Source organism: Gaetbulibacter sp. NE (assembly GCF_025548475.1).
GTDB lineage: Bacteria > Bacteroidota > Bacteroidia > Flavobacteriales > Flavobacteriaceae > Gaetbulibacter_B > Gaetbulibacter_B jejuensis.
Window position 1 is genome coordinate 58252 of the sequence record NZ_JAOQHY010000003.1, and the last position, 21622, is coordinate 79873.

The 21622-nt window shown below is 31.7% G+C and carries 15 protein-coding genes; all 15 read right to left on the reverse strand.

The window, feature by feature from the left end; translation table 11 throughout:
• Positions 1–21: 21 nt before the first annotated feature.
• The gene (locus OD803_RS06180) at positions 22–888 is read right to left on the reverse strand and encodes a cupin-like domain-containing protein (protein WP_262732763.1); all 867 of its coding nucleotides are present in this window, start codon (positions 886–888) and stop codon (positions 22–24) included.
• Positions 889–897: 9 nt separating this feature from the next.
• Positions 898–7551, reverse strand: coding sequence for a polyketide synthase (locus tag OD803_RS06185; RefSeq protein WP_262732764.1), 6654 nt, complete (start codon positions 7549–7551; stop codon positions 898–900).
• Positions 7552–7738: 187 nt separating this feature from the next.
• Positions 7739–8584, reverse strand: a complete 846-nt coding sequence (locus tag OD803_RS06190; RefSeq protein WP_262732765.1) for a class I SAM-dependent methyltransferase — start codon at positions 8582–8584, stop codon at positions 7739–7741.
• Positions 8585–8719: 135 nt separating this feature from the next.
• Positions 8720–9574, reverse strand: a complete 855-nt coding sequence (locus OD803_RS06195; RefSeq protein ID WP_262732766.1) for a cupin-like domain-containing protein — start codon at positions 9572–9574, stop codon at positions 8720–8722.
• Positions 9575–9791: 217 nt separating this feature from the next.
• Entirely contained in the window at positions 9792–10805 is a 1014-nt protein-coding gene (locus OD803_RS06200) for a peptidoglycan bridge formation glycyltransferase FemA/FemB family protein (protein ID WP_262732767.1), read from the reverse strand.
• 13 nt (positions 10806–10818) lie between these two features.
• On the reverse strand, positions 10819–11568 hold the full coding sequence (locus OD803_RS06205) for an aldo/keto reductase (RefSeq protein ID WP_262732768.1): 750 nt from the start codon (positions 11566–11568) through the stop codon (positions 10819–10821).
• Positions 11565–12341, reverse strand: a complete 777-nt coding sequence (locus tag OD803_RS06210; RefSeq protein ID WP_161566737.1) for a TauD/TfdA family dioxygenase — start codon at positions 12339–12341, stop codon at positions 11565–11567. Before OD803_RS06210 ends, OD803_RS06205 begins: the two co-directional genes overlap by 4 nt.
• Before the next feature lie 4 nt (positions 12342–12345).
• Positions 12346–12957, reverse strand: coding sequence for a sugar transferase (locus tag OD803_RS06215; protein ID WP_131507215.1), 612 nt, complete (start codon positions 12955–12957; stop codon positions 12346–12348).
• A 2-nt stretch (positions 12958–12959) separates the two neighbouring features.
• Complete coding sequence (locus tag OD803_RS06220; RefSeq protein WP_131506751.1) at positions 12960–14111, reverse strand: glycosyltransferase family 4 protein; 1152 nt, start codon at positions 14109–14111, stop codon at positions 12960–12962.
• A 167-nt stretch (positions 14112–14278) separates the two neighbouring features.
• Positions 14279–15352: a glycosyltransferase gene (locus OD803_RS06225; protein WP_262732769.1), complete on the reverse strand. Its 1074-nt coding sequence runs from the start codon at positions 15350–15352 to the stop codon at positions 14279–14281.
• Entirely contained in the window at positions 15349–16434 is a 1086-nt protein-coding gene (locus tag OD803_RS06230) for a glycosyltransferase (RefSeq protein WP_262732770.1), read from the reverse strand. The genes OD803_RS06225 and OD803_RS06230 overlap by 4 nt, the downstream gene beginning before the upstream one ends.
• A 3-nt stretch (positions 16435–16437) precedes the next feature.
• The gene (gene asnB / locus OD803_RS06235) at positions 16438–18288 is read right to left on the reverse strand and encodes an asparagine synthase (glutamine-hydrolyzing) (protein WP_262732771.1); all 1851 of its coding nucleotides are present in this window, start codon (positions 18286–18288) and stop codon (positions 16438–16440) included.
• Between the two features lie 20 nt (positions 18289–18308).
• Entirely contained in the window at positions 18309–19406 is a 1098-nt protein-coding gene (locus OD803_RS06240; RefSeq protein WP_262732772.1) for an O-antigen ligase family protein, read from the reverse strand.
• Between the two features lies 1 nt (position 19407).
• Complete coding sequence (locus tag OD803_RS06245; protein ID WP_262732773.1) at positions 19408–20280, reverse strand: glycosyltransferase family 2 protein; 873 nt, start codon at positions 20278–20280, stop codon at positions 19408–19410.
• On the reverse strand, positions 20273–21610 hold the full coding sequence (murJ, locus tag OD803_RS06250; RefSeq protein WP_262732774.1) for a murein biosynthesis integral membrane protein MurJ: 1338 nt from the start codon (positions 21608–21610) through the stop codon (positions 20273–20275). The genes OD803_RS06245 and murJ overlap by 8 nt, the downstream gene beginning before the upstream one ends.
• Between the last annotated feature and the right edge of the window lie 12 nt (positions 21611–21622).

Here is a 21622-nt window from a genome sequence, read left to right on the forward strand (position 1 = left end):
AATTATCAGTGATACTGGTTTTTATTTAATTATAGGCTTTACAACAGAGAGATATACACTAACCATTTTAGCTAGTATTTTATTTCTTTTAGAAACTTTTGTTACAACTTCATTTTTAAATCTTTTCCAATTAGAATTGTTTAAAGAATCTAAAGCCACTGAAAGTGTAATGCTTAATGAGTGTGCTGTATGCCACCATCCATTAGGAATAAACAAGGTTTCACCAGGACCAACAGTAAAGGTGACAGGTGTAATGTTTTTACATAGAGGAAATTTATCTAAATCTATGTTTTTAATGTCTGGTACTTCAGAAACCCATGGGTCATTGGGTTTTGGGTAAACATATTCAGTTTGTTCAGGAGGGATTACCGTAAATTCTTTTACACCATATAGTTGAGTGATAAAAGCGTGTAATCCCATATAATCATAATGTACATATGGGAATTGACCTCCAGGACTTCCAAGAAAAACCTCATAAGTATCAGCACTACCAAGGAGTGGTTCTATAAGTTTGTTGTGACACCAATCTGGTTCTGAAAATTTAAACCTAGGAGAAATATCTGGTAAAAGCTCTGGGTAGTCCCTATCTAGTTGTAGCTTGCATGGATAAGGTGCTGGATTTTCAATTGAAGACTTTTCCATTAAATCAATAAAATCTTTCAAAAGATAGTCTTTACCTTCAACTGTAACCTTTCGGTCTCCGTATTCAGATTTAAAGAAATCTGGTGTAAATTTATCTTTTGCTTTCCAGTCTTTACAGGCATCACCTATTACAACAGGCTTACACGCAAAAAGATGGTCTTTGGCAAATTCTTCGTAGGTCATGCCATATTTCTTCTCTACTACAAGATTTCCATTGTTTACTAACTCAATAACTTTTGTCGCCATAATTTTTTGTTATAAATCTATTTGTAAATATTCTCCAACATTATCTTTGTCAGCAACAAACCAAGCTGGATTGCCTTCTCTGTCAATTCCTAAACGTGCTCCAGAAACTGGAGGTTGATTTAAGTCTTTTGTTGTAGTCTTATTACTATTGTTTGAATTCGTTGAAGAAATTGTTTCAGGTTGAAGAATGCCAACTTCAGAAAGGATTTCTACACACTCAATAGAAGTGTTAATTAAGCGTGTGATATCATCTTCTGTGTATGCTGTTGTAACATAACAAGGAAAACCATCCCAAACATGAATACCACGTTCTCTCATTAACACAAAGAATAATTCAGCGTAAGGTACATCTTCAAGCATTACTAGTTTCCAAAGCGAACGATAGTATACAATTTCCATTGGAAGTTTGTGTGATTTCAAATAATTATTTACTTCGGTAGCAAAGCGTTCTGTTTTTCTAGCTAATTCATCTTGAAGCGCAACACCTTGTTCTTTCATGTGTAAAAGAGAAGCTTTACAAGTAGCTAAGGCTAGTGGATGGCGTACAAAAGTTCCTGCAAAATAGGTAACACCTGCTTCAGGAATAGAGTCATCTCCAAAAGACCAGAAACCACCATCAAGTGCGTCCATACATCTTTTACTCCCAACAATTGCACCAATTGAGATACCACCACCTATAACTTTTCCATAGGTTCCTAAATCGGCTTTTACACCAAATAGAGCTTGGGTGCCACCAGGATGCATCCTAAATCCAGTAATGATTTCATCAAATATTAGTACAGATTCTGATGCTTCGGTTATTTTTCTAACTTCCTTAAGGAATTCTATTGGTCTAAAGTTTGGTCTTCTACTTTGTACTGGTTCTACTAATACCGCTGCAATTTCATCAGCACGTTCTCTAATGATGTTTAAACTCTCTTCAGTGCCATAATCTAATATGAGCATATTTTTTACGGCTTCAGGTAAAATACCTGAGGCAGCAGGGAATGATTTTAATTTTTTAGATCCTCTAACAATAACCTCATCATTAATACCATGGTATGATCTTGAAAAGGCTACAATTAATGAGCGTCCAGTTACTGTTCTTGCGATACGCATAGCACCTAAAACAGCTTCAGATCCTGTGTTGCATAACGCAGCACGATCTTGATTGGTAAACTCACATAATAATTCACAAACTTCTCCTGCTAATGGATGTTGAGGACCTACTTCAAAACCACGTTCTACTTGGTCATTAATAGCTTTTTTAATGAAGTCTGGTTGATGACCAAATAAACAAGCTCCAAAACTGTTTAACACATCTAGGTATTCATTGCCATCAATGTCCCAAAGACGACTACCAGAGGATTTATCTACCACAAGAGGATACACTAATTCCTTGGTTTCAGGTTTAAAACCTGTAACCACTCTTGGGTCTGACATATGAGCTCTGTGTTTTTGCGTATAGGCTTTACTGCTAGCAGTTTTTTTATTGTAACTAGCAATTAAGTCGTTTAAAAATGCTTGTTGTTCTTTATTTAACCCTGTAGATTGCTTTTGAATTTTTGGAGATGCACCAAACGGTTTTTCATGCTCTTTCTTTTCGTCTTCATCTAAATCATCATTTGATGTTGTGCTTATATTGTTGGCTAAAGGCGTTGGTGTAGTTTGAGGAGTAGTATGATTAATAGAAGGAGAAGCAATAGGTTGGCTTGTGCCTTGCATTAATTGTATTTGTTGACCTAACAATTGTATTTGCTGTGCAATAAGACTTAATGCTGTATTAGGGTCTCCAATGCCAATATTGGCCATGGGTTGCGACAATGGAATTTGTTGGTTTGAGCTATTGGTAGTTGAAATGGTATGACTAGCTTGGGCTATTGGAGCAGGAGCTAGCTCTTCTTTAGGTAGTATCCTATCAATGTGGGTTGCTAATAAGTCGGGTGAACCTAATTCACCATTTAATTGTCTAAAAGTTATTGGTGTATTAAATTCATTTTTCAGATTGATTGCCATTTGAGTAAGTACTAATGAATCTAACCCAAGTTCTAAAAAGCTCAGATTATACTCGCTTGCTTCTATTTCGATTCCAGAATTATCTTCTACAATTTCAGCTATTTTATCAAGAATTATGGGTTTTCTCATAATTTGAGTGTTTTGGTTTGGTATAGGTTCTACAGATTGTTCTTGTGGTATTGCTGTAGTAATATTATTAGGTGTTGAACTTATAGTTGTTGATTGATTTGTAGGTGGGTTGATCCAACATGGTTTACGATCAAAAACATATGATGGTAACCAAACACGTTGTTGACTTTGGTGTTTGTAAAACGCATTCCAGTTTATTTCAACGCCATTTAACCAAAGTTCACCAAGAGCAGACAAAACAGTATGGTACGCGGTTTCATCTTCATCAGGAATAGTTAAAGTAGAAATCGATGCAAGTGCTTTTAACCCTTTTTTCTGCTTGGATAAGGTTGTTAAAGCACGACCTGGTCCAATTTCTAAAAGTATAGTGTCCTCAAGGTTTAAAACTGTTTCCATAGCTCCAGAAAAATTCACTGTAGCTCTTAAATGGTTAGCCCAATATTTTGGGTCTATAGCTTCTTCGTCCTTTATCCAATCGCCAGTAACTGTTGATACTAATGGAAGACGAGGAACATTTAATGTTACTTTTTTAACTTCTGCTTCAAAAGTATCTAAAACAGGATCCATCATGGTAGAATGAAATGCATGACTTGTAAACAATAATCGGTTTGCAATACCTTTATCATCTAGCTGTTTTGCAAAGTCTGCTATAGGTTTATCTGGTCCAGAAACCACAATTAGTTGATCAGAATTAATCGCAGCAATAGAAAGATGATAAGGAATTAAGTGTTTGACATCTTCTAAACTTTTTCGAATCGACAACATACTTCCTTTAGGGAGTTCGCTAACTAGTTTTCCGCGTCGCGTAATTAAGTGTAAAGCATCTTCTAAAGAAAATATACCAGCCAAATGCGCAGCAACAAATTCGCCAATACTGTGACCGCATACTAAAGTGGGTTTAATCCCCCAGCTCATCCAAAGTTGAGCAAGTGCGTATTCAATAACAAATAGAGCAGGTTGAGTGTATTGTGTGTCTTTTAGTTGTTCTTCAGCTTTTTCAGAATGTTCTTTTGGATAAATAATATCTCTAATGTCTAGTTTTAATTCTGATTTTAAGAGTTGAGCACAAGTGTCCACAGCAGTTTTAAATACGGTTTCATGTTCATAAAGTGCTTTACCCATTTGAAGATATTGCGACCCTTGACCTGGAAACAAAAATGCTAATTCATCTGGATCAGACGATAACGTCTTAGATTTGATTGTATTGGTTTCTAATGTTGCTAATTGCTGCTTAGCTTGTAATGTTGAGTTAGCTATTAAAAAGCGTCGTTCTGCAAAAGTAGCTCTTGTAGTATTTAAACTATATGATACATCAGCTAGTTCAATAGACTTAGAAGTGTTTAAATAACTGTTTAATGCGTGCTGGTAACCATTTAAACTGTTTTTTGTCTTTGCAGACCAAGTCAATAGTTGTAAAGGTCGACTAGCGTTTGATGTGTTGGTTTTTTGTTCATATTCTTCAAGAATGATATGTACGTTTGTGCCTCCAACACCAAAGGAACTTACACCTGCTTTACGTTTGTTTTTAGCATTCCATGGAGTTAAAGTACTATTGACATAAAACGGGCTATTATCAAAATCGATTGATGGGTTAGGTTGTTCGTAACCTAAAGATGCTGGAATCTCATGATGTTTTAATGCTAATATCGTTTTGATAACACCAGCAACACCAGCAGCACCAGTAAGGTGTCCCATATTACTCTTTATAGAGCCAATAGCGCAAAATCCTTTTTGTTCTTGTTCTCCAAAAGCAATTTTAAGGCCTTCAATTTCTATTGGGTCACCAACCGGAGTTGCAGTTCCATGGGTTTCTATATAGCTTATTTCAGAAGGGTTGGTGTTGGCATCTTGAAGTGCCCTAACAATAGCATTGGCTTGCCCTTCAGTGCTAGGAGCTGTAAAACTTCCTTTATTTCCGCCATCATTATTAACTCCAACACCTTTTATTACAGCATGAATAGTATCTCCATCACGTTCGGCATCTTTCAGTCGTTTTAATAAAACAACTGCAGCACCATCACTAAAAATAGTTCCTTTGGCATTTGCATCAAATGGTCGGCATCTACCATCAGGACTCATAATTGACCCTTCTTGGTATAAATGACCAGTATGAATTGGAGCAGTTACACTTGAGCCACCAGCTATAGCGGCATCACATTGTCCGCTTCTAATAGCTTCAACAGCTTGAGCAATAGCTAACGATGAAGTAGAGCAAGCAGATTGTACGCTTACTGCAGGCCCTTTTAAATTAAGTTGATATGCTGTTCGAGACGCGATGTAATCTTTTTCATTAAACGTATCGGCAAGGAAACTTCCTATTCTATCCATTACTGTTGTATTGGGAAGAATATTGTTTTTGTAATAGGTATTCATTCCGGTTCCTGCGTAAACTCCAATGTTACCACTGTAATGCTCTGGTAAATGACCTGATTGTTCTAAAACTTCCCAAGCAATTTCTAAAAAGATACGCTGTTGCGGATCCATAGCTTCTGCTACTTTTGGATTGAGTCCGAAAAAAGCAGCATCAAATTCTTTAGCAGAAGGAACAATGCCACGAGCAGGAACATATAGAGGGTCGTTTTTAATTGCATCAGGAATTGAAGGGTCTAATTCTTCTTGAGAGAAGAATGTAATCGTGTCTTTGCCTTCTCTTAATACATTCCACAATTCTTGAATTGTATTAGCTCCAGGAAAACGACCTGCCATTCCAATTACTGCAACATCTGAAGTGTCTTGATTTCGTTTATTATTTTTTTTATACTGAATTCCAGTATTTTTTTTAGGCTCTAAGAAATTTGCTAACTCAGCAATGGTTGGATGTTGATATAATTTTATAATAGGTACTTCATATTGATAATTAAGACGTAAAGCAGAAACCGTTTTTTGGGCTAGAAGAGAAGTTCCTCCCATTTCAAAAAAGTTGTCTGCAATACCAATTTTTGGAATACGAAGAATATCAGACCAAATTTTTGCAATATGCTTTTGTGCTTCAGTTTTTGGTTTCTTGTAGATAGGTGCATTACTTGGACGCTTATATTCAGGAACAGGTAGTGCTTTTTTGTTAACTTTTCCGCTAGATGTTTTTGGAAATTCATTGACCCAAACATAATAGTTAGGAAGCATGTATTCAGGCAAAACAGAACTTACTTTTTCTCTAAAACTAGTATCGTTTTTTAAAGTAATATTATCGGTCTGTATATAGGCGATTAACTGTGGTTGCGAAGAAAAATGTGTGCTTGCAACAACTACTGCCTGCTTTATATGAGGTAGTTTGCTAATAGCAATTTCGACTTCGCCTAATTCAATACGATGTCCACTAATTTTTACCTGTTCGTCTTCACGACCTAAAAATTCAATATTACCATCAGGTAAAAACTTTGCGACATCACCTGTACGATACATTCTAGTTTTTGTTCCATCTGGAAGTGTTAATGTTGTAAAGCGTTCATTGGTTAATGTCTCATTGCCTAAATACCCTTCAGCAAGACAATCTCCTGTGATGCATAATTCTCCAACTTCACCGTTAGGAAGTATGCTTTGGTTTTTATCTAAAATATAGATAGTTGTATTATCTATAGCTTTTCCAATATTGGGTAACCCAGGCCATTCTTTAGGCTGTCCTTCAAGCTTCAATTCAGTAACTACATGACACTCAGTAGGACCATATTGATTGTAAAGCGTGCAGTGGTTTAGTTTTGTGAAAAATGTTCTTAATTCTTTAGTGATTTTAAGCTGCTCACCTGCGGTCATAATTTCATTTAGACTATCAGGATACTTGTCTAAGCTTACAGCTGTTTCTGCAAGTGCTTGTAATGCAACAAACGGAAGGAATAACCGATTGACTTCATGTTTGTTTATTCTTTCTAACAACTGCACCACATCCAGTCTTTGTTCTTCGTTAATTAGAACAAGACATCCACCATTTGTAAGTGTTGTCATTATTTCTTGAAAAGACACATCGAAACTTAAAGGTGCAAATTGAATAGTTCTAGTTCCTTGAGTTGCTTTAGAGTTTTTATGCTGCCAGTTAATTAGATTAACTGCTGCGGTATTTCCCATACAAACTCCTTTTGGTTCTCCTGTTGACCCTGAAGTATATAAAATATAAGTGCTATTATCAGCCATAGAAGACTGTTGTAATAGATGTTTTGGGGCTTTAAAATTATCATTAGATAATACAGATAAGCCCATTTCTTCAGCAAGTGTGGATTCCTTAAGGTTGGTTAAACAGAAATTGAGATTTGAGTTCTTTATGATTTTAAGAATTCGGTCTTTAGGGTACTTAAAATCTATTGGTAAATATGCTTTTTTAGCTTTTAAAATAGCAAGCATAAACACAATTTGATCTATGCCTCGTGTTGTTGATAATCCTATTATTTTTTCATCATTGGCATGTTCAATAATTAAATTGAATACACTTAGTATTTTATCGTTTAATTGATTGTAGGTTATAGCTTTGTCTCCTTCGATTAAACAATCATGATTAGGATATAATTTTACTGCTTTTTCAAATAGTGAATATGTTGCAGTTGAAACCATAATTTAAATTATTATAAGATATTTTAAATCTAAATATTTTATTTCATTAAGCTATTAATCAAAATTAAAGGGGATGTAAAGAATTTTAAAGGGTAATTAAAAGTAAACTCAAAATAATTTTTACTAAAAAAAAATAGTTATACAGCACTTTAATTCGTTTTAGCACAAACCTTAAAGATTTATTAGTCTAATTTTTAGCGCCAATAAAAGTTTGTTTACTTTCTCCTTCTAGTTGTATCTGTGAAAAATGCCATAAAGTAAAACCTGCATTTTTAAATAGTTTCGGGTAATTGTGTGAAAAAGAAGGTTCATCACCATAAAGCTGAGTATTTGGGTCTTTATCAAAATCGTGACTAGCTCCATTGGGCTCTATGGATACAAAAAAAATGTTTTTTAACTTATTTATTTCTATTAAAAGCTCTTGTAATTGCTGTTCTAAAAAGTATTCTAAAACACCATTGTAAGTAACAAAAACAGTATTCTTTTTACCATTTTTTTTAATCCAATCATAGGCGTCACTTGTTACGAACTCAAGTTTAGTGTTTTGTTTATATTTTTTTTTGTTTATCTCAATTTGATTGGCGCTTAAATCAATTCCGATAAGCTTTTTAAAATTTGGAAACTCATTGCTTAAGTGGTTAAGAATATTGCCGTTTCCAGTACCTATTTCTACCAGTGTGTCAATTTCTTGATCTTGATTTGAAATTTCTTGTTTTAACAAATCAAAAATAAAAGTACAATGCGGAATGAAAAACGTATTAATTGAATCTTTAGTTTCGGTAAACAACTCTGTAGCGCTTTCATTTATCCAAAAAGTTTTGTTTTGTTCGGCTATTTTATTGTGATCGTCTAATGTTTCTAGGTTTTGTACTAGGGCAAAACGCATTAAACGTTCTTGAAAGCTTAAATTATTTTTGTTTTTATGAACTAGTGTAATTCTGTTTTCTGAAAGTTCTTGAGCTTTTTTAGGTCTTAAAAATACAAGTACATTACCAATATGTTTTGCAATAGTTCGTGTGAACTTTGATTTCATGATATCGAACATAATAATTTTTAGGCAGTTGAATAACGTAAAGTTATGTTTTATTGCTAATTATTAAATGAAAAACACTAAATATTAGTTTATTATACAGTTTTATACTTTGAAATGAAGTTTAGCTGTTAAATTCTAGTTGAGTATTGCTTCTTTAGCATTAAATATTTTACCCATGATAACTTTATAGACTTTAACCAATGATGCTAGTTTTGGATAATTTTTTTTAGCTGAAAGGTAGTATTCATCCATAAAAAAGTTCCAGTTAAAAGAGTTTACATGGTCTATGGCATAGGTTAAATTAAAATCATGAATATATGTTGTATGCCACCAACCAGCTGGTATAAATAAGGTTTCTCCTGGTTTTAGTGTGGTTTTTATAGCTACTGCGTTTTTGAACAACGGATATTTTTCTAAATCAGGTTCAAAAATATTTACTGGACTTTGGTTTCTTCTTATTTTATCAGGATAAAAACATGCTGACTGATCAGGAGAGTATAAATAAAAGTCTTTATCTCCAATTATTTGTGTTAATTGCGTATGAACACCAAGGTAATCTATATGTAACGTTGGAAATGAACAGTCTTTTCCTCCAAAAAACAACTCTCTTTTGTTGGTGTACTTAGCAATAAATTTTGGTAGCATTTTGCTTTGTAGTCTATTTGATTTTCCATACAATAACTCTGGTATTTCATTAAGTAATTCGGGAAAATCTCTTTTGACATCATAAATGTTAGGGTAGGGAGCTTTATTCTCTTTTGTAGATTTCTTACAAAGTTCTATAATTTCAGATAAAGAATAACTTTTACCGTTAACAGTTCGTGTTAAATGATTATAGTGTGATTTTAGGTAGTCAGTTGAAAACTTGTCAGACGAAACCCATTCACCTTTGTCGGTTAATACAACTGGTAAAGATTTTTTTACGTAAGAATTGTAAAATTCTTTTTTAGACAGTCCTTCTCGTCTGTCAATTTCAAAAGCATTAGTCATGGTGTCCCATTTTATTTTGAATTACTTATGCTATTAATAAGGAGATGAACTTGTTTTAAGTTGTTTAAATTTAGCTAATTAAGTGTTAACTACTTTGGTAGGTTGGTTAAAATCGGTAAAATATACTCTTTAAACGATTATTTGTCTGTAAAATATTGATAATTAATTTGTTGTAGTGTTTTTCTTGTTAAAAAAGATTTGATAAAGCCAATAAAATCTATTTTGAACGATAAGCAGGAAAGTAATTGGTGTTTGTTACTTCGTTTTTAGATGATAATTTATTGTAAGCATCTACATTAACAATATATTTCCATAGACTAAATGTTTCTAGTTCTTTGGAAAAAGATTTCTTAAAGCGTAATAATGAGTCTTCTTTACTACCAAGACCACCACCAAGGTTTAAGTATTTATAACCTTTGTTTGTAGCCAATATTCTCATTTCGTCAATCAGCATTTTTACAGGCATAATATTAAGGAAGTCTGTTTTAGTTCCAGATAAGTGATATTGCACAATTTGGTTTGTTTTAACGAACATTACACCTGATATGTATTGATTGGTTTCATTATCAATAGCTAATAACAGGTCAGTTTTAAAATCATTACATTTTAGAAACTTGAAGAAATAATCTTTGTCAAAATAATAAGAATCTTCGGCATCTACACGATTCATGTTTTCATAATAAATGTCAATAAATGCTTCAATTTCTTCTTGTGTTTGGGCTTTTTTAATAGTGCACAATCGCCTCGATTTATTGATATGTGATTTGATTCTACGTTGATATCCTTGACGCTGTACTTCAATATCATTAGTGAGATCGATAAACACAACAGAACTTAAGTCTTCACAGTCTCCTAAATTTTTTAAAATGTCTTTTTGATGATTGATAAATGGGTTTAATCTACTAAATACAGAAACAATCTTTTTATTAAAGAGGTATTCTTTAAATTCAGTTATAAATTGTGTGTTGTTAAAACTGTAAGATATGTTTTTAGAAACAGGACCAGAATAACCGTAAACAGAAGTGATATCGAAATAATCAGTCCCTTTAATTGGTCTTATAATTAAAGGTATGGCTATTAGGTAATTGTCTTTTTCAAATTGTAAGAGTACACATTCTTCATCTTCTTGTTTGGATATTATATGATAGTCATAAGTGTGATAAAAGTCGTAAGTATCAACTTTACTGAGAACATTATCCCATTCTTGCTTTGAAGTTATTTCTTTTATCATTTTCTAAAATCGATTAAGACTTTTTTAAATAGTTTTTATACTGACTTAGTTGTTGTATAGTGTTTATGCTTATTATAGAGGTTTTTACGCTTTTGTGTTTATACACATAATCTAAACAATCACTAATTATGCTTTCAGAGGAGTTAGAAGCATCATTAAAAAATTTTCCTGCAAAAAATGGTCTTATGGCTATAAAAGGTACTGAATTTGCAAAGTGGGAATAATCAGTTTCAGATTTATTGAGATAAGAAATAATTCCATCAACAGATTTTAGTTTTATGACCTCATGTGCAAAGTTTACAGAGTAGGGGAAAGCAAACACGTGTTTGATTTTGCCTTTTTCTTTTAAGTTTGATAAACTTGCTTCTATGGTTTCTTTTTGATGGAGTAGAACTGATAGTCTGTCGTTGTCATTAATAGGTTCTGATCTTACTAGCCATTGCAGAACATCAATACAGTCGACTTTTAAATGTTTTAACTCATTATCAATAAGTTTTTCTAGCTTTTCAGCTGAAAATTTTGACTCTCCAAAATGAGGAGAAGATAGTTTAACAATGTGTTTGATGTGAGGCTTGCAACTGCTTTTATTTAAGGCATTTGCGTATAAGGAATAAGAATTGTATTCAAATGAAGAATGGTGAGTATTAATGCCTAGATTAAAACTCTCTTCAATAAGTTTTACTGTTTCCTTGATACTGAGGTTTTTATCAACGAAACGCATTGTTCCTAAAGTGATTTTTCCCAGATTTAAAGTATTCATCATCCTACCCACTTAAAGCCGGTTTTCCAGATGTAGCGGTCGTTGGTTTTTTTTGCATCATAAGATGTGCGACCATGTAATACATATTGATCCCACCATAAAACAGATTCACCAGGATTAAGATATACTCTTTCAACTAAATGTGAGTGAGCTATGTATTCTTGTAAAAATGTAAAAAACTCTTTATTAAGCTTTTTATTTTCTTCTGTTTCATTTGGGTCAATACAATAGTAGTTAAAGTTTAAGGTAATTTTACCATTGTCTTGAATGTCTATAATTTTTTCGGTTCGTGCTTCATCTGCTTTTCTGTAGCATATAGATTTTGATGTTAAGTCATCCAACATAATTGGCGCATTTTTCTTCATGTAGTCTACTAGAATTTGTCCATCAATAAAAGTAGTGGCTCCACCAGCAGGTGCTTTATTAACGCAGTAAAACAGCATTATATCAGCAGGATTTGTTAGGTAAGACTCATCAGTATGTAATGGCTGCGCATTTTTACTGTGCCTGTATGCAGCAAGATCAGGAATGTCGTCATCATATCTAATTTCTAACCAACGTTCACCAGTTAAAACGCCTCCTTTTGTAAAATCTTCACCACCATTTACTACGGGACCTAAATAATCTACAAGCTTATCGTAGAAAAGACGCAAATCACCTAAATACCACTCAGGAGTAACTTTGAGTACTTTTGTGTTTTTTAGAGTTTCTTTTATCATTTCAGCACTTTCAACTGGGTCGTTAGTGCGTAAGTTTAGGTTGTTGTAGAAATTCATATCTTTAGTTTTTACCATTAAATTTTTCGGCAGTTACTTCTAAATTACCATCCTGATTTACATCTAACGTGCTGAAAATCTTAATCAAAGTTAAAAAAAGTATTTTAATATCTAGCTTAAAACTTAGGTTGTTTATATACCAAATATCTAAGTCAAATTTTTTATTAAATGTTAAGTTGTTTCTACCATTTATTTGCGCCCAACCTGTTATTCCTGGTTTTACATTTAAACGTTGTATTTGGTGGTCATTGTAAATTGATAGGTACTCAGCAAGCATAGGTCTTGGACCAATAAGGCTCATGTCACCTTTTATTATGTTTATTAGTTGAGGTATTTCGTCTAAAGAAGTGTTTCTAACAAAGTTTCCAATTTTCGTTAGTCTTTGCTTATCTGGAAGTAAATTTCCATTTGCATCCTTTTTATCGTTCATGGTTTTAAACTTTATTATCTTAAAAACGGTTTTGTTTTTACCACCACGTTCTTGAATGAAAAAGGGCTTACCTTTATTAGCTATAGTTAATAGTAGAGTTGTTAATATGAAAATAGGAGATATAACTATTAACCCAAGTATAGCGCTTAGCTTGTCGAGTAATGGTTTGAAAAAATGTTGGTACATCTTCATTCTTCTAGCGTTTTATAAAGAGATAGTAATTCTTTCCAAACGATATCCTGACTGTATAAATCTGTAATTGTGTTTCTGGATACACGAGACATTTCTTTCACTTTTTGTGGGTTGTTTAAACAAAACGCCATTGCGTTTTTTAGTGATTTGGTATCTTTTGGAGGAATTATTATCCCATTAATTTCATTTTTTATAATTTCATTACAACCATTAATATTTGAGGCAATACAAGGCACTTGCATTGCACATGCTTGTAGTACTGCGTTTGGAAAACCTTCTCTGTAACTAGGAAAAGTTAAAACATTTGAAATTGATAAATAAGGTCTAATATCGGTTTGAAAACCTAGTTCTATAATGTTTTTATTTTCTTTTAGAACTTTTAGAGATTTTTTGGATATTGGGTCTAAGTGGCTTTCTTTATGACCCAACAGAAGTAGCTTTATAGTACTGTATTCTTTGTTTAATGAGTTAAAAGCCTTGATTAACTCATTGATACCTTTGTCTCCAACTATACGTCCTACGAATATGAATACAAAATCATTGGGTTGAATACCAAACTTTAGTCTTAATTTTTCTTTTTGTGATTCAGATATTGCCTCAGGATTGAAGTGCTCAACATTAATGCCATTAGAACTTCCATTACCTATAACCTTTAATTTAGATTGATTTGCAAATTTTAAATCAATGATAATTTGTTTAAGACCAAAAGAGTTAGGTAGTACTAGGCTAGAGCAGTTGTAAGTGCTTTTTTCAACAATGTCCAACAGCTTTCTTTTTAAGCCTTTACTTTCTAATAGAGGTAACCCAGCAACAGTGTGTAAACGATGTGGTACTTTGGCTAATTTGGCAGCAAGCATACCTGCTATACCTGCTTTAGGAGTATGCGTGTGTACAATAAAGGGTTTTTCTTTTTTAAATAATTTATAAAGAGAATAGGTAGCAGCTAAATCTCTAATAGGAGTAATTTTTCGAGTCATTTCTACAGCATAAGTAGGAATGCCCTCTTCCTCACCAATACTTTTGAGTCTTCCACCTTCATCGCTTGACACAGCTAAGATGTTGTAATGTTGACTCATGAAGCCTAATTGACCTTTTAAAAGTGAATTTATTGATCCTGGCATTGTTGTTACTCGAATTATTTTTTTCATTTAATTTTTTTAAGATGTAAGTTGTTGTTGAACATCTTTTTATCACTAAAAACTATTAGCCGAAGATATCAAATATTTAAATTGTAATAAATGATAAAAGGATTAATTAGTTGTAAGGAAAGGTTTATAGGATGAAGGTAAAAACAACTTAAAAGATTGTTTGTGATTTAAGTTATTGCAATAATTTTTTTAATAAACTTGTCAATGTCTCTTTCGCTAAGATAATTGTCAAATTTACTTCTGTTGCTTGTACTGTTTGATGTAGAAAGTGCTTTCTCAATAGCAATTTTTAAGCTTTCAGCATCATTTGGTTTTGATAAGTAGATACCTTCGATTTTATCAATTCCACCAGCACATGTTGTAGATGCTACATTGTTGTTTTGCGACATCATTTGCAAAAGAACATTAGGAAAACCTTCGATTCTTGACGATACAACACATAGTTTTGCAGACTTAAAATAGGATAACACATTATTTACATGACCAGGTAATATTATATCGTTGTCCAAACTTAAAGATTTAATTTGCGCTACTAAATCAGGTTTTAATTCGCCATCACCAAGAAGTATCAATTTTAAATTTGGGTAGGATATCTTAACATGATAAAAGGCATTAATTAATAAATCGAACCCTTTTTCTGGAATGAATCTACCAGCTGATACGATAAATTCAAAAGGAAGATTTAAGCCTTCTTTTGCTCGTTCATTAAGTAAATATTCAAAATTTAATGGATTAGGGATGGTTACTATTTTTGTTTTCTTTTCAATGCTTTTAAAATGTTGTATTAACTGGTTTTTCATCAGTTCAGTCTGACAAATCAATAAGTCTATTTTTTTATACCCAATTTTATATGCTAGTTTATATAAAAATAGTTTTAATCCTTTGTACCTAAGGAAAATTGAGGTTGATTCTCTTGCGATAAACTTTTTAGTTTTTAAAATTTTAAGTTTTAGTAGTATTCCTACTAAAGCGTTAATATAGATATGAGATGTAAAAACGTAATCATACTCTTTTTTTTGTTTTTGACTTAGAGAAAGAAATTTTAAAACACCCAAAAATTTATTGCCAGTAGAGCAGAAGTGTTGATTTGTGTTATTTTTTATATCGTCCCAAAGCTTTGTTTCATAGACTGTGATAAAATAAATATCTACAGTTGCTTCTTTAAAGTAGGATGCAACCATTTTTAAGTATTGTTCTGCACCACCAAGTGCATCATTTGGAATGATTATTAGTACTTTCATGGTTTTGATTTAGATGAAAGACTGTTAAACAAAGCTTCATACTTTTCTAAAATTAACTCTTTATTGTACTTTTTTGTAACTGAAGCATTGATGCGTTTAGGATCCCAATCTTTTTGAACCATCATATTCAACGTTTCAATAAATTGAGTGGTGTTTTCTACAATATAACCATTTATGCTCTCTTCAATAATTTCTTTGGTTCCACCAGGAGCATTAAAAGCTATCACAGGAGTTCCAACCACACAACTTTCTAGTAAAGCATTTGGAAAACCTTCTACATATGAGCCTTGGATAAAAATATCGCTGTTAGATAAATATTGGGCTACAGTATTGGTATGCGGAATAATTTTTATATTATCAATAATTCCTAAATGTTTTGCATGCTGTATAATTGCATCTTTTTCATCTCCAGTTCCAATAATTGTATAATTGAATTCAAAGCTTAGTTTAGAAATTGCTTCTAAAATTCTGAGATGACCTTTTTCTTTACTTAATCGTCCTATTGTGATAAATTCTTTTACTGTAGTGATAGGCTTAGAAGATTTAATAGGTAAATAACCAGATATAGGATTGTTGATTATGTGTATTTTTTCTTTGGAAAATGAATTGTTTAATATTAGGTCATTAGCCATGTCAATAGACTGACAAATTACAGCATCTAAATACTTGTGGTAGTTTTTAAAAAAAGGAAATTGAAAAACACTTTTTTTTGTATTGAAACTATTCATAATACTTAATACACTAGCTTCTCTACCAACAAATTTAGTATTAAAGAAAAAGATAGATAACATAGCTAGCACTCTGTTAACATGAGCAATAGACCCAACAACTATATCAGGATTTTTTATTAGTATATGTTTAAATAATTTAGGTATTGCATTTAAGACTCTTCGTTTATTAAGAAAAAGAACCTCAATAGCTTCAGTGTTGTATATAGCATCTTTTTTTTGACCAACAACAATTAGCGTGCATGTAAATTTATTTGGGTTTAAATTACTAGCAATAAAAGAAATAACTCTTTCGGCACCACCAGCCTTTAATGATGGTAAAACAAAAAGTATATTTATTTTAGACTTAGACATAAGTTAGCTTATACTTATTCCTTTTCCATTAGTACTTAACCATTGTTTTAATACTAATAAAGACCATATTAAAGGGTATCTATTCCAGGTGCCATCCATATGTTGGTTAATCATAAACTGCACTTTTTTGGCGTCAATACAAGGTAGCGATTTTAAAGTGTCTTCATTTAACTCACTTAAAACATAGTCTTTTAAATCTTCTCTAAACCATTCAGAGAAAGGCATAGTAAAGCCTGCTTTTGGCCTATTAAATATGTGCTTTGGAACTGATTCGTACAACACATCTTTTAGAATGCGTTTCATTTCTTTTTTATGAAATTTAAAAGATGTTGGTAGCGAATTTGCAAACTCAACTATTTGATGGTCTAGCAATGGAGCTCTAACTTCTAGTGAAAAAGCCATCGAAGCCCTATCTACTTTAGTGTTTATATCCCAATTAAGATAGGTTTTAGTGTCAAAATCACTAATACGTTCAAATAGGTTTTTATTATTGTGCATTAAGTATTTTGATTCGTCAACTAGTCTAGTGTTATAGTTCGTGTTTATATGAGATAAATCTACACCAGTCATAGCGCCTAAGTAAACTTCATTTACGTCTTTAAACTGTAAAGCTTTAGCAATAACATTTAGTCTATAGTGAGGTAATAGAGATAAGACTCCTGCACCAAGTTTTCTGATAGGTAATGGTAGTTTGTAATAAACTCCTCCTTTTTTTGCCCAATTGTATCTGTGATATCCAATAAAACTTTCGTCACCACCATCACCAGAAAGAGCTACTGTTACATGTTTTTTGGTATGTTTAGCTAAAAGCATTGATGGGATTGCTGAAGAATCAGAAAAAGGCTCATCGTAATAATGGCAAAAATTCTTAATTAAATCGATGCCTTCGTTGTAATTACATTCAATTACATGATGATCTGTTTGTAAGTGGTCTGCAACTTGCTGTGCATAATGACTTTCATCAAAGCCTTTTTCGTTAAATTTAACCGAAAATGTTTTAACCTTAGCGCTAGATGTTTGCGTTGCAGTAGCAGCAACTAATGAAGAGTCTACTCCTCCAGATAGGAATACACCAACAGGAACATCGGCAAATAACCTGCTTTTTACAGCGTCATTTAAAATTGTTTTAAGTTCTTGTTTAGCATCTTCATAACTTCCTTTATAAGGGTTTTTATTTGTGTAATCAATATCCCAATAGGGTTGTGATTTGAACTCACCAGAACTAAGGTTAAATGTAAACTTATGTCCTGCTTTAAGTTTTTTAACTTGACTGAAAATAGATTGAGGATCTGGTACATTTCCCCAGGATAAATAATAAGCTATTGCGCGTTCAGAAATTGTGAGGTTGTTGGAGTGTAATTGAATTGAGGATATTTGACTAGCAAATTCAAAATCTTTACCATTGTGGTAATAATAAAATGGTTTTTTACCTAGTCTATCTCTTGCGCCAAAGAGTATGTTGTTTTTTTCATCGTAAATTACAAACGAAAACATTCCAACAAAGTAATCTACACATTTTTCACCATACTCTAAATATGCAGCACAAAGTACTTCGGTATCACTAGTTGTTTTAAAACTATATCCTTTTTTACTAAGTGTTTCTTTAATTGTTTTGAAATTGTAAACTTCTCCGTTAAAAACAATATGAATTGTATCGTAATAAGTAAATGGTTGATTTGATCTAGGGTCTAAATCTATTATTGAAAGTCTGTTATGACCAAAAATGACTTGTCTATTATCTTTTTTATAAAACTGCCAACCCATTTGATCAGGACCTCTAAAAGCTGTTCGCTTGAGTTTGTCCTTAACTTGCTGTTCGTTATAATTTAATGTTGTTCCGTAAATACCGCACATAGTATGATTTGAGTTTACTTTTATAAAGTTATTTCATTTTCTTGAGAGTTATTTGTACTCACTTTATTAAATAACCAAATAGTTATAAATAGTATTAGGTAGTAATTAAAATAATTATGCATTGTTAATAAAATAGCGCTTAATGATATGGCTAGGAGTAATTTATCAGTGTTGGTTTTGTAGCCGTAAATAGTTTTTCTAATTAAATACAAATAAATACCTATAATAATCAAAAAGGGGATGATACCTGCTTCACCTAAAACCATTAAGTAGGTGTTATGCACACCTTGTTTAACATTGTCTATACCGCTAAAACTTTTATAACCATTACCAAAAATTGGCTTATCTAAAATATCATTGTAATAGGTAGACCATCTGCTCATTCGGCTATCTTCAGTTAGTCGTTCTGTTTGTGCATTATTATTTAATAATCCAATTAATAGAGAAAATCGAGTAGTGTTAACTTGTAATATTGTGGCAAAACTTATTAATAGAGCCAATGTGCCAATACCAATTCCAAATAATTGCAAGTTTTTTTTGTTACTTATTACAGAAAGCAAGGTTATTAGAAACCACATTAAAAAAAAGAACCTTGAAAAGGTTAAAATACCTGCAAAAGTAAAAATGAATGTAAATAAATACTTTGTAGTTTTATTACTAATGTTAAATGTTAAGCAGTAGCCTATTAGGCATACAAAAGCTGCTCCATTAGGATTTAAATAAAAGCCACTATACCTACCATAGTTATCAGCAAAAAATAAAGAATGAATTAATACACTTGTTGCTCCAATTAAAAGAAAAAGTATTAACTCTTTTGAAGATGTGTCTCTAGCTACTTCAGCACCACAAATAATTAGAATACCGTATTTGATAAACTCATTGATGTAAACTTCATAATTATCAATATATGTTAGACCTGAAATTATAAAATAACTAACCCCTAGGATGGCTAAAGGGATAATTACAGGACGCTTTCTTGCAAAGAAATAATACCCAAGTAATAGTATAAAAGTAAGATGACTAACATAACCACCTATGGTTTCTCCAAACACAAAAAATGAGAAGCTATCAATACCCCAAAGAATTAAAATTAGAATTATGTATTTTAGGATTTTCATATTAAGTTCTTACTAATTTTAATGGAATATTCAACATAAATATCACAAAGCATGTAAGCTTTTTTACAAAAGACAAGCGATTGGTTCTTCGTTTTAAATATAGGTTAGATTTTATGTATTGAAATGCATAAAACCTATAAAATTTGTATTTTATAATATCATTTAAGGATACGTTTTCTAACTCAATCAAAGCACTGTTGTAATAGACTTTGGCTTTTCTTTCTTTACTTGTTTTTGTGGCAATAAGCCCATCGTTAGAATGGAAATAAATTCTATGGGCAATATTTATGCATAAAAAATCAAATGATCTATTAATATGGTTCCAAGTGTGACTTTCGCCAATATGACATTCATCGCTTAAAATCATTTTGTTAGATTTTAAAACATTAGTTTTCCAACAATGCCATTTTTCGCCTTCAATGTTATGTTTGAGAACTCTAGTCTTAAAATCTACTTTCCAATAATCTTCAGGAAACTTATCTCCAATAATTTGACCGCTTTCATCCTTAGTGAGTGTCCAAATAGCTCCAATGCTATTATCAGTATTGTTAGTCCAAATATCTTTTAAATCTGATATTGTTTCTGGAACAAAAGTATCATCGCTATCTGCAATTATGGTGTATTTTTCTTTACATAAATCTATTGCAACGTTTACAGCATTAGATTTTCCTTTATTAATATTTAGTTTATGGTAAGTAATTTTAAATTCGGTAGTGTTTTTTATCCATTCACTAATTAGTTGATATGTGTTATCAGTACTACCATCATCAACAATAATCCATTCAAATGTTTTGGAGGTTTGTTGTATTAAAGATTTGTATACTCTAGGTAATGTATGCGCTCTATTATATGTTGGTGTAATTATATTAAACATAGGAACTGTTTAATTTGTTTATATAGACATATAAAATGATACTATTAACTATAGAAACTAACGATGTAGCTAATGCTAATCCATAAACTCCCATTACATCTATTAAAATAAAATTGAACACTATATTTAGAATTAAACTTACTAAAGAAGTTAATACCATAAAATTATTTTTATTTATTGATGTTAAAAACTTAACCATCACTAAACCACTAATATAAGAAGGTATTTGTAAAATATACATTTGTTGTATTTTTGATACAATTACAGTGTCTGAACTTGTAAAAGCATTTCTCTCAAAAACAAGCCATATAATTGGAGAAGAGAGAAGAACTAGTATAATTACTATAATAGAACTACTAATTATAAGGTATTTAAGTATTAGTTTTAGTTTTTTAAAAGTAGCTTCTTTATTATCAATAGCATTTTTAGAAAAATAGGGCAGAAGTACATTGCCAACTGCAATACCTACAATTGAGATGGCAAAAGCAGGAATTTTGATTCCATAATTTAGAGCAGCTATTGAACCAACAATTAATTGAGCTGAAAAGTATTGGTCTATAAGTGGGTTAATACCACTTAGCAAGCTAGATGATACTTTAGCAGGTATTTGCTTAAATAATACTTTAATGTTAACCGAAATAAAATCAGGTGTTTGTAATGTGATAATTTTTCGATTAAGTGCTACTATCAACAAAAACAAGAAGTTTAGGATGCTTCCAAATAATGTACCTAAAGCAAGTACCAAACTTCCAAGGGCCTCTTTAAAAAAAACAAGACATATAATAATTGATATAGGCGTAAAAATACTTGCAATTGAAGAAAATTTAAACTCATCATCAATGTTTAATAATCCACTTATTAAAGAAGAAAGTCCCCAAAATAAAATACAAGGAGCTACATAATAAAATTGTGTTTTAATTAAACTATAGTATTGTGTAGTGTGACCTTTAAAAAATGTTTCTAAATAAGTGTCAGTAAAAAGTATAGCAATAAGTAAAAACACTAAGGATATTACAATTGTCACAATAAAACTGGTGCTTTGAAACGCTCCTATGTTTTTTCCTGTTTTTAATTCGCTAACATAGTTTGGTATAAAAACGCTTTTAAACGAATCTAGAAAAACACCACTTATAAATGTAGGAAACAATATAGCTATGTAAAAAGTGTCGAGTAATTCCGAGAGACCAAAGCTATTAGCTACAACTATTTCTTTAAAAAAACCAAGTCCACTTACAATTAAAGTAGTTACTCCAACGGTAATTACATTAGTAACCGTTGAGTTTTTAAGTAAGTTACTTATAAAAGATTTTAAATCGAATTTTGAATTCAATTGTACTGGTAT

Excerpts from the sequence above, each read along its gene's own strand:
- OD803_RS06180 (WP_262732763.1), bottom strand. The coding sequence starts at position 888 with ATGGCGACAAAAGTTATTGAGTTAGTAAACAATGGAAATCTTGTAGTA.
- OD803_RS06185 (WP_262732764.1), bottom strand. The coding sequence starts at position 7,551 with ATGGTTTCAACTGCAACATATTCACTATTTGAAAAAGCAGTAAAATTA.
- OD803_RS06190 (WP_262732765.1), bottom strand. The coding sequence starts at position 8,584 with ATGAAATCAAAGTTCACACGAACTATTGCAAAACATATTGGTAATGTA.
- OD803_RS06195 (WP_262732766.1), bottom strand. The coding sequence starts at position 9,574 with ATGACTAATGCTTTTGAAATTGACAGACGAGAAGGACTGTCTAAAAAA.
- OD803_RS06200 (WP_262732767.1), bottom strand. The coding sequence starts at position 10,805 with ATGATAAAAGAAATAACTTCAAAGCAAGAATGGGATAATGTTCTCAGT.
- OD803_RS06205 (WP_262732768.1), bottom strand. The coding sequence starts at position 11,568 with ATGATGAATACTTTAAATCTGGGAAAAATCACTTTAGGAACAATGCGT.
- OD803_RS06210 (WP_161566737.1), bottom strand. The coding sequence starts at position 12,341 with ATGAATTTCTACAACAACCTAAACTTACGCACTAACGACCCAGTTGAA.
- OD803_RS06215 (WP_131507215.1), bottom strand. The coding sequence starts at position 12,957 with ATGTACCAACATTTTTTCAAACCATTACTCGACAAGCTAAGCGCTATA.
- OD803_RS06220 (WP_131506751.1), bottom strand. The coding sequence starts at position 14,111 with ATGAAAAAAATAATTCGAGTAACAACAATGCCAGGATCAATAAATTCA.
- OD803_RS06225 (WP_262732769.1), bottom strand. The coding sequence starts at position 15,352 with ATGAAAGTACTAATAATCATTCCAAATGATGCACTTGGTGGTGCAGAA.
- OD803_RS06230 (WP_262732770.1), bottom strand. The coding sequence starts at position 16,434 with ATGTCTAAGTCTAAAATAAATATACTTTTTGTTTTACCATCATTAAAG.
- asnB (WP_262732771.1), bottom strand. The coding sequence starts at position 18,288 with ATGTGCGGTATTTACGGAACAACATTAAATTATAACGAACAGCAAGTT.
- OD803_RS06240 (WP_262732772.1), bottom strand. The coding sequence starts at position 19,406 with ATGAAAATCCTAAAATACATAATTCTAATTTTAATTCTTTGGGGTATT.
- OD803_RS06245 (WP_262732773.1), bottom strand. The coding sequence starts at position 20,280 with ATGTTTAATATAATTACACCAACATATAATAGAGCGCATACATTACCT.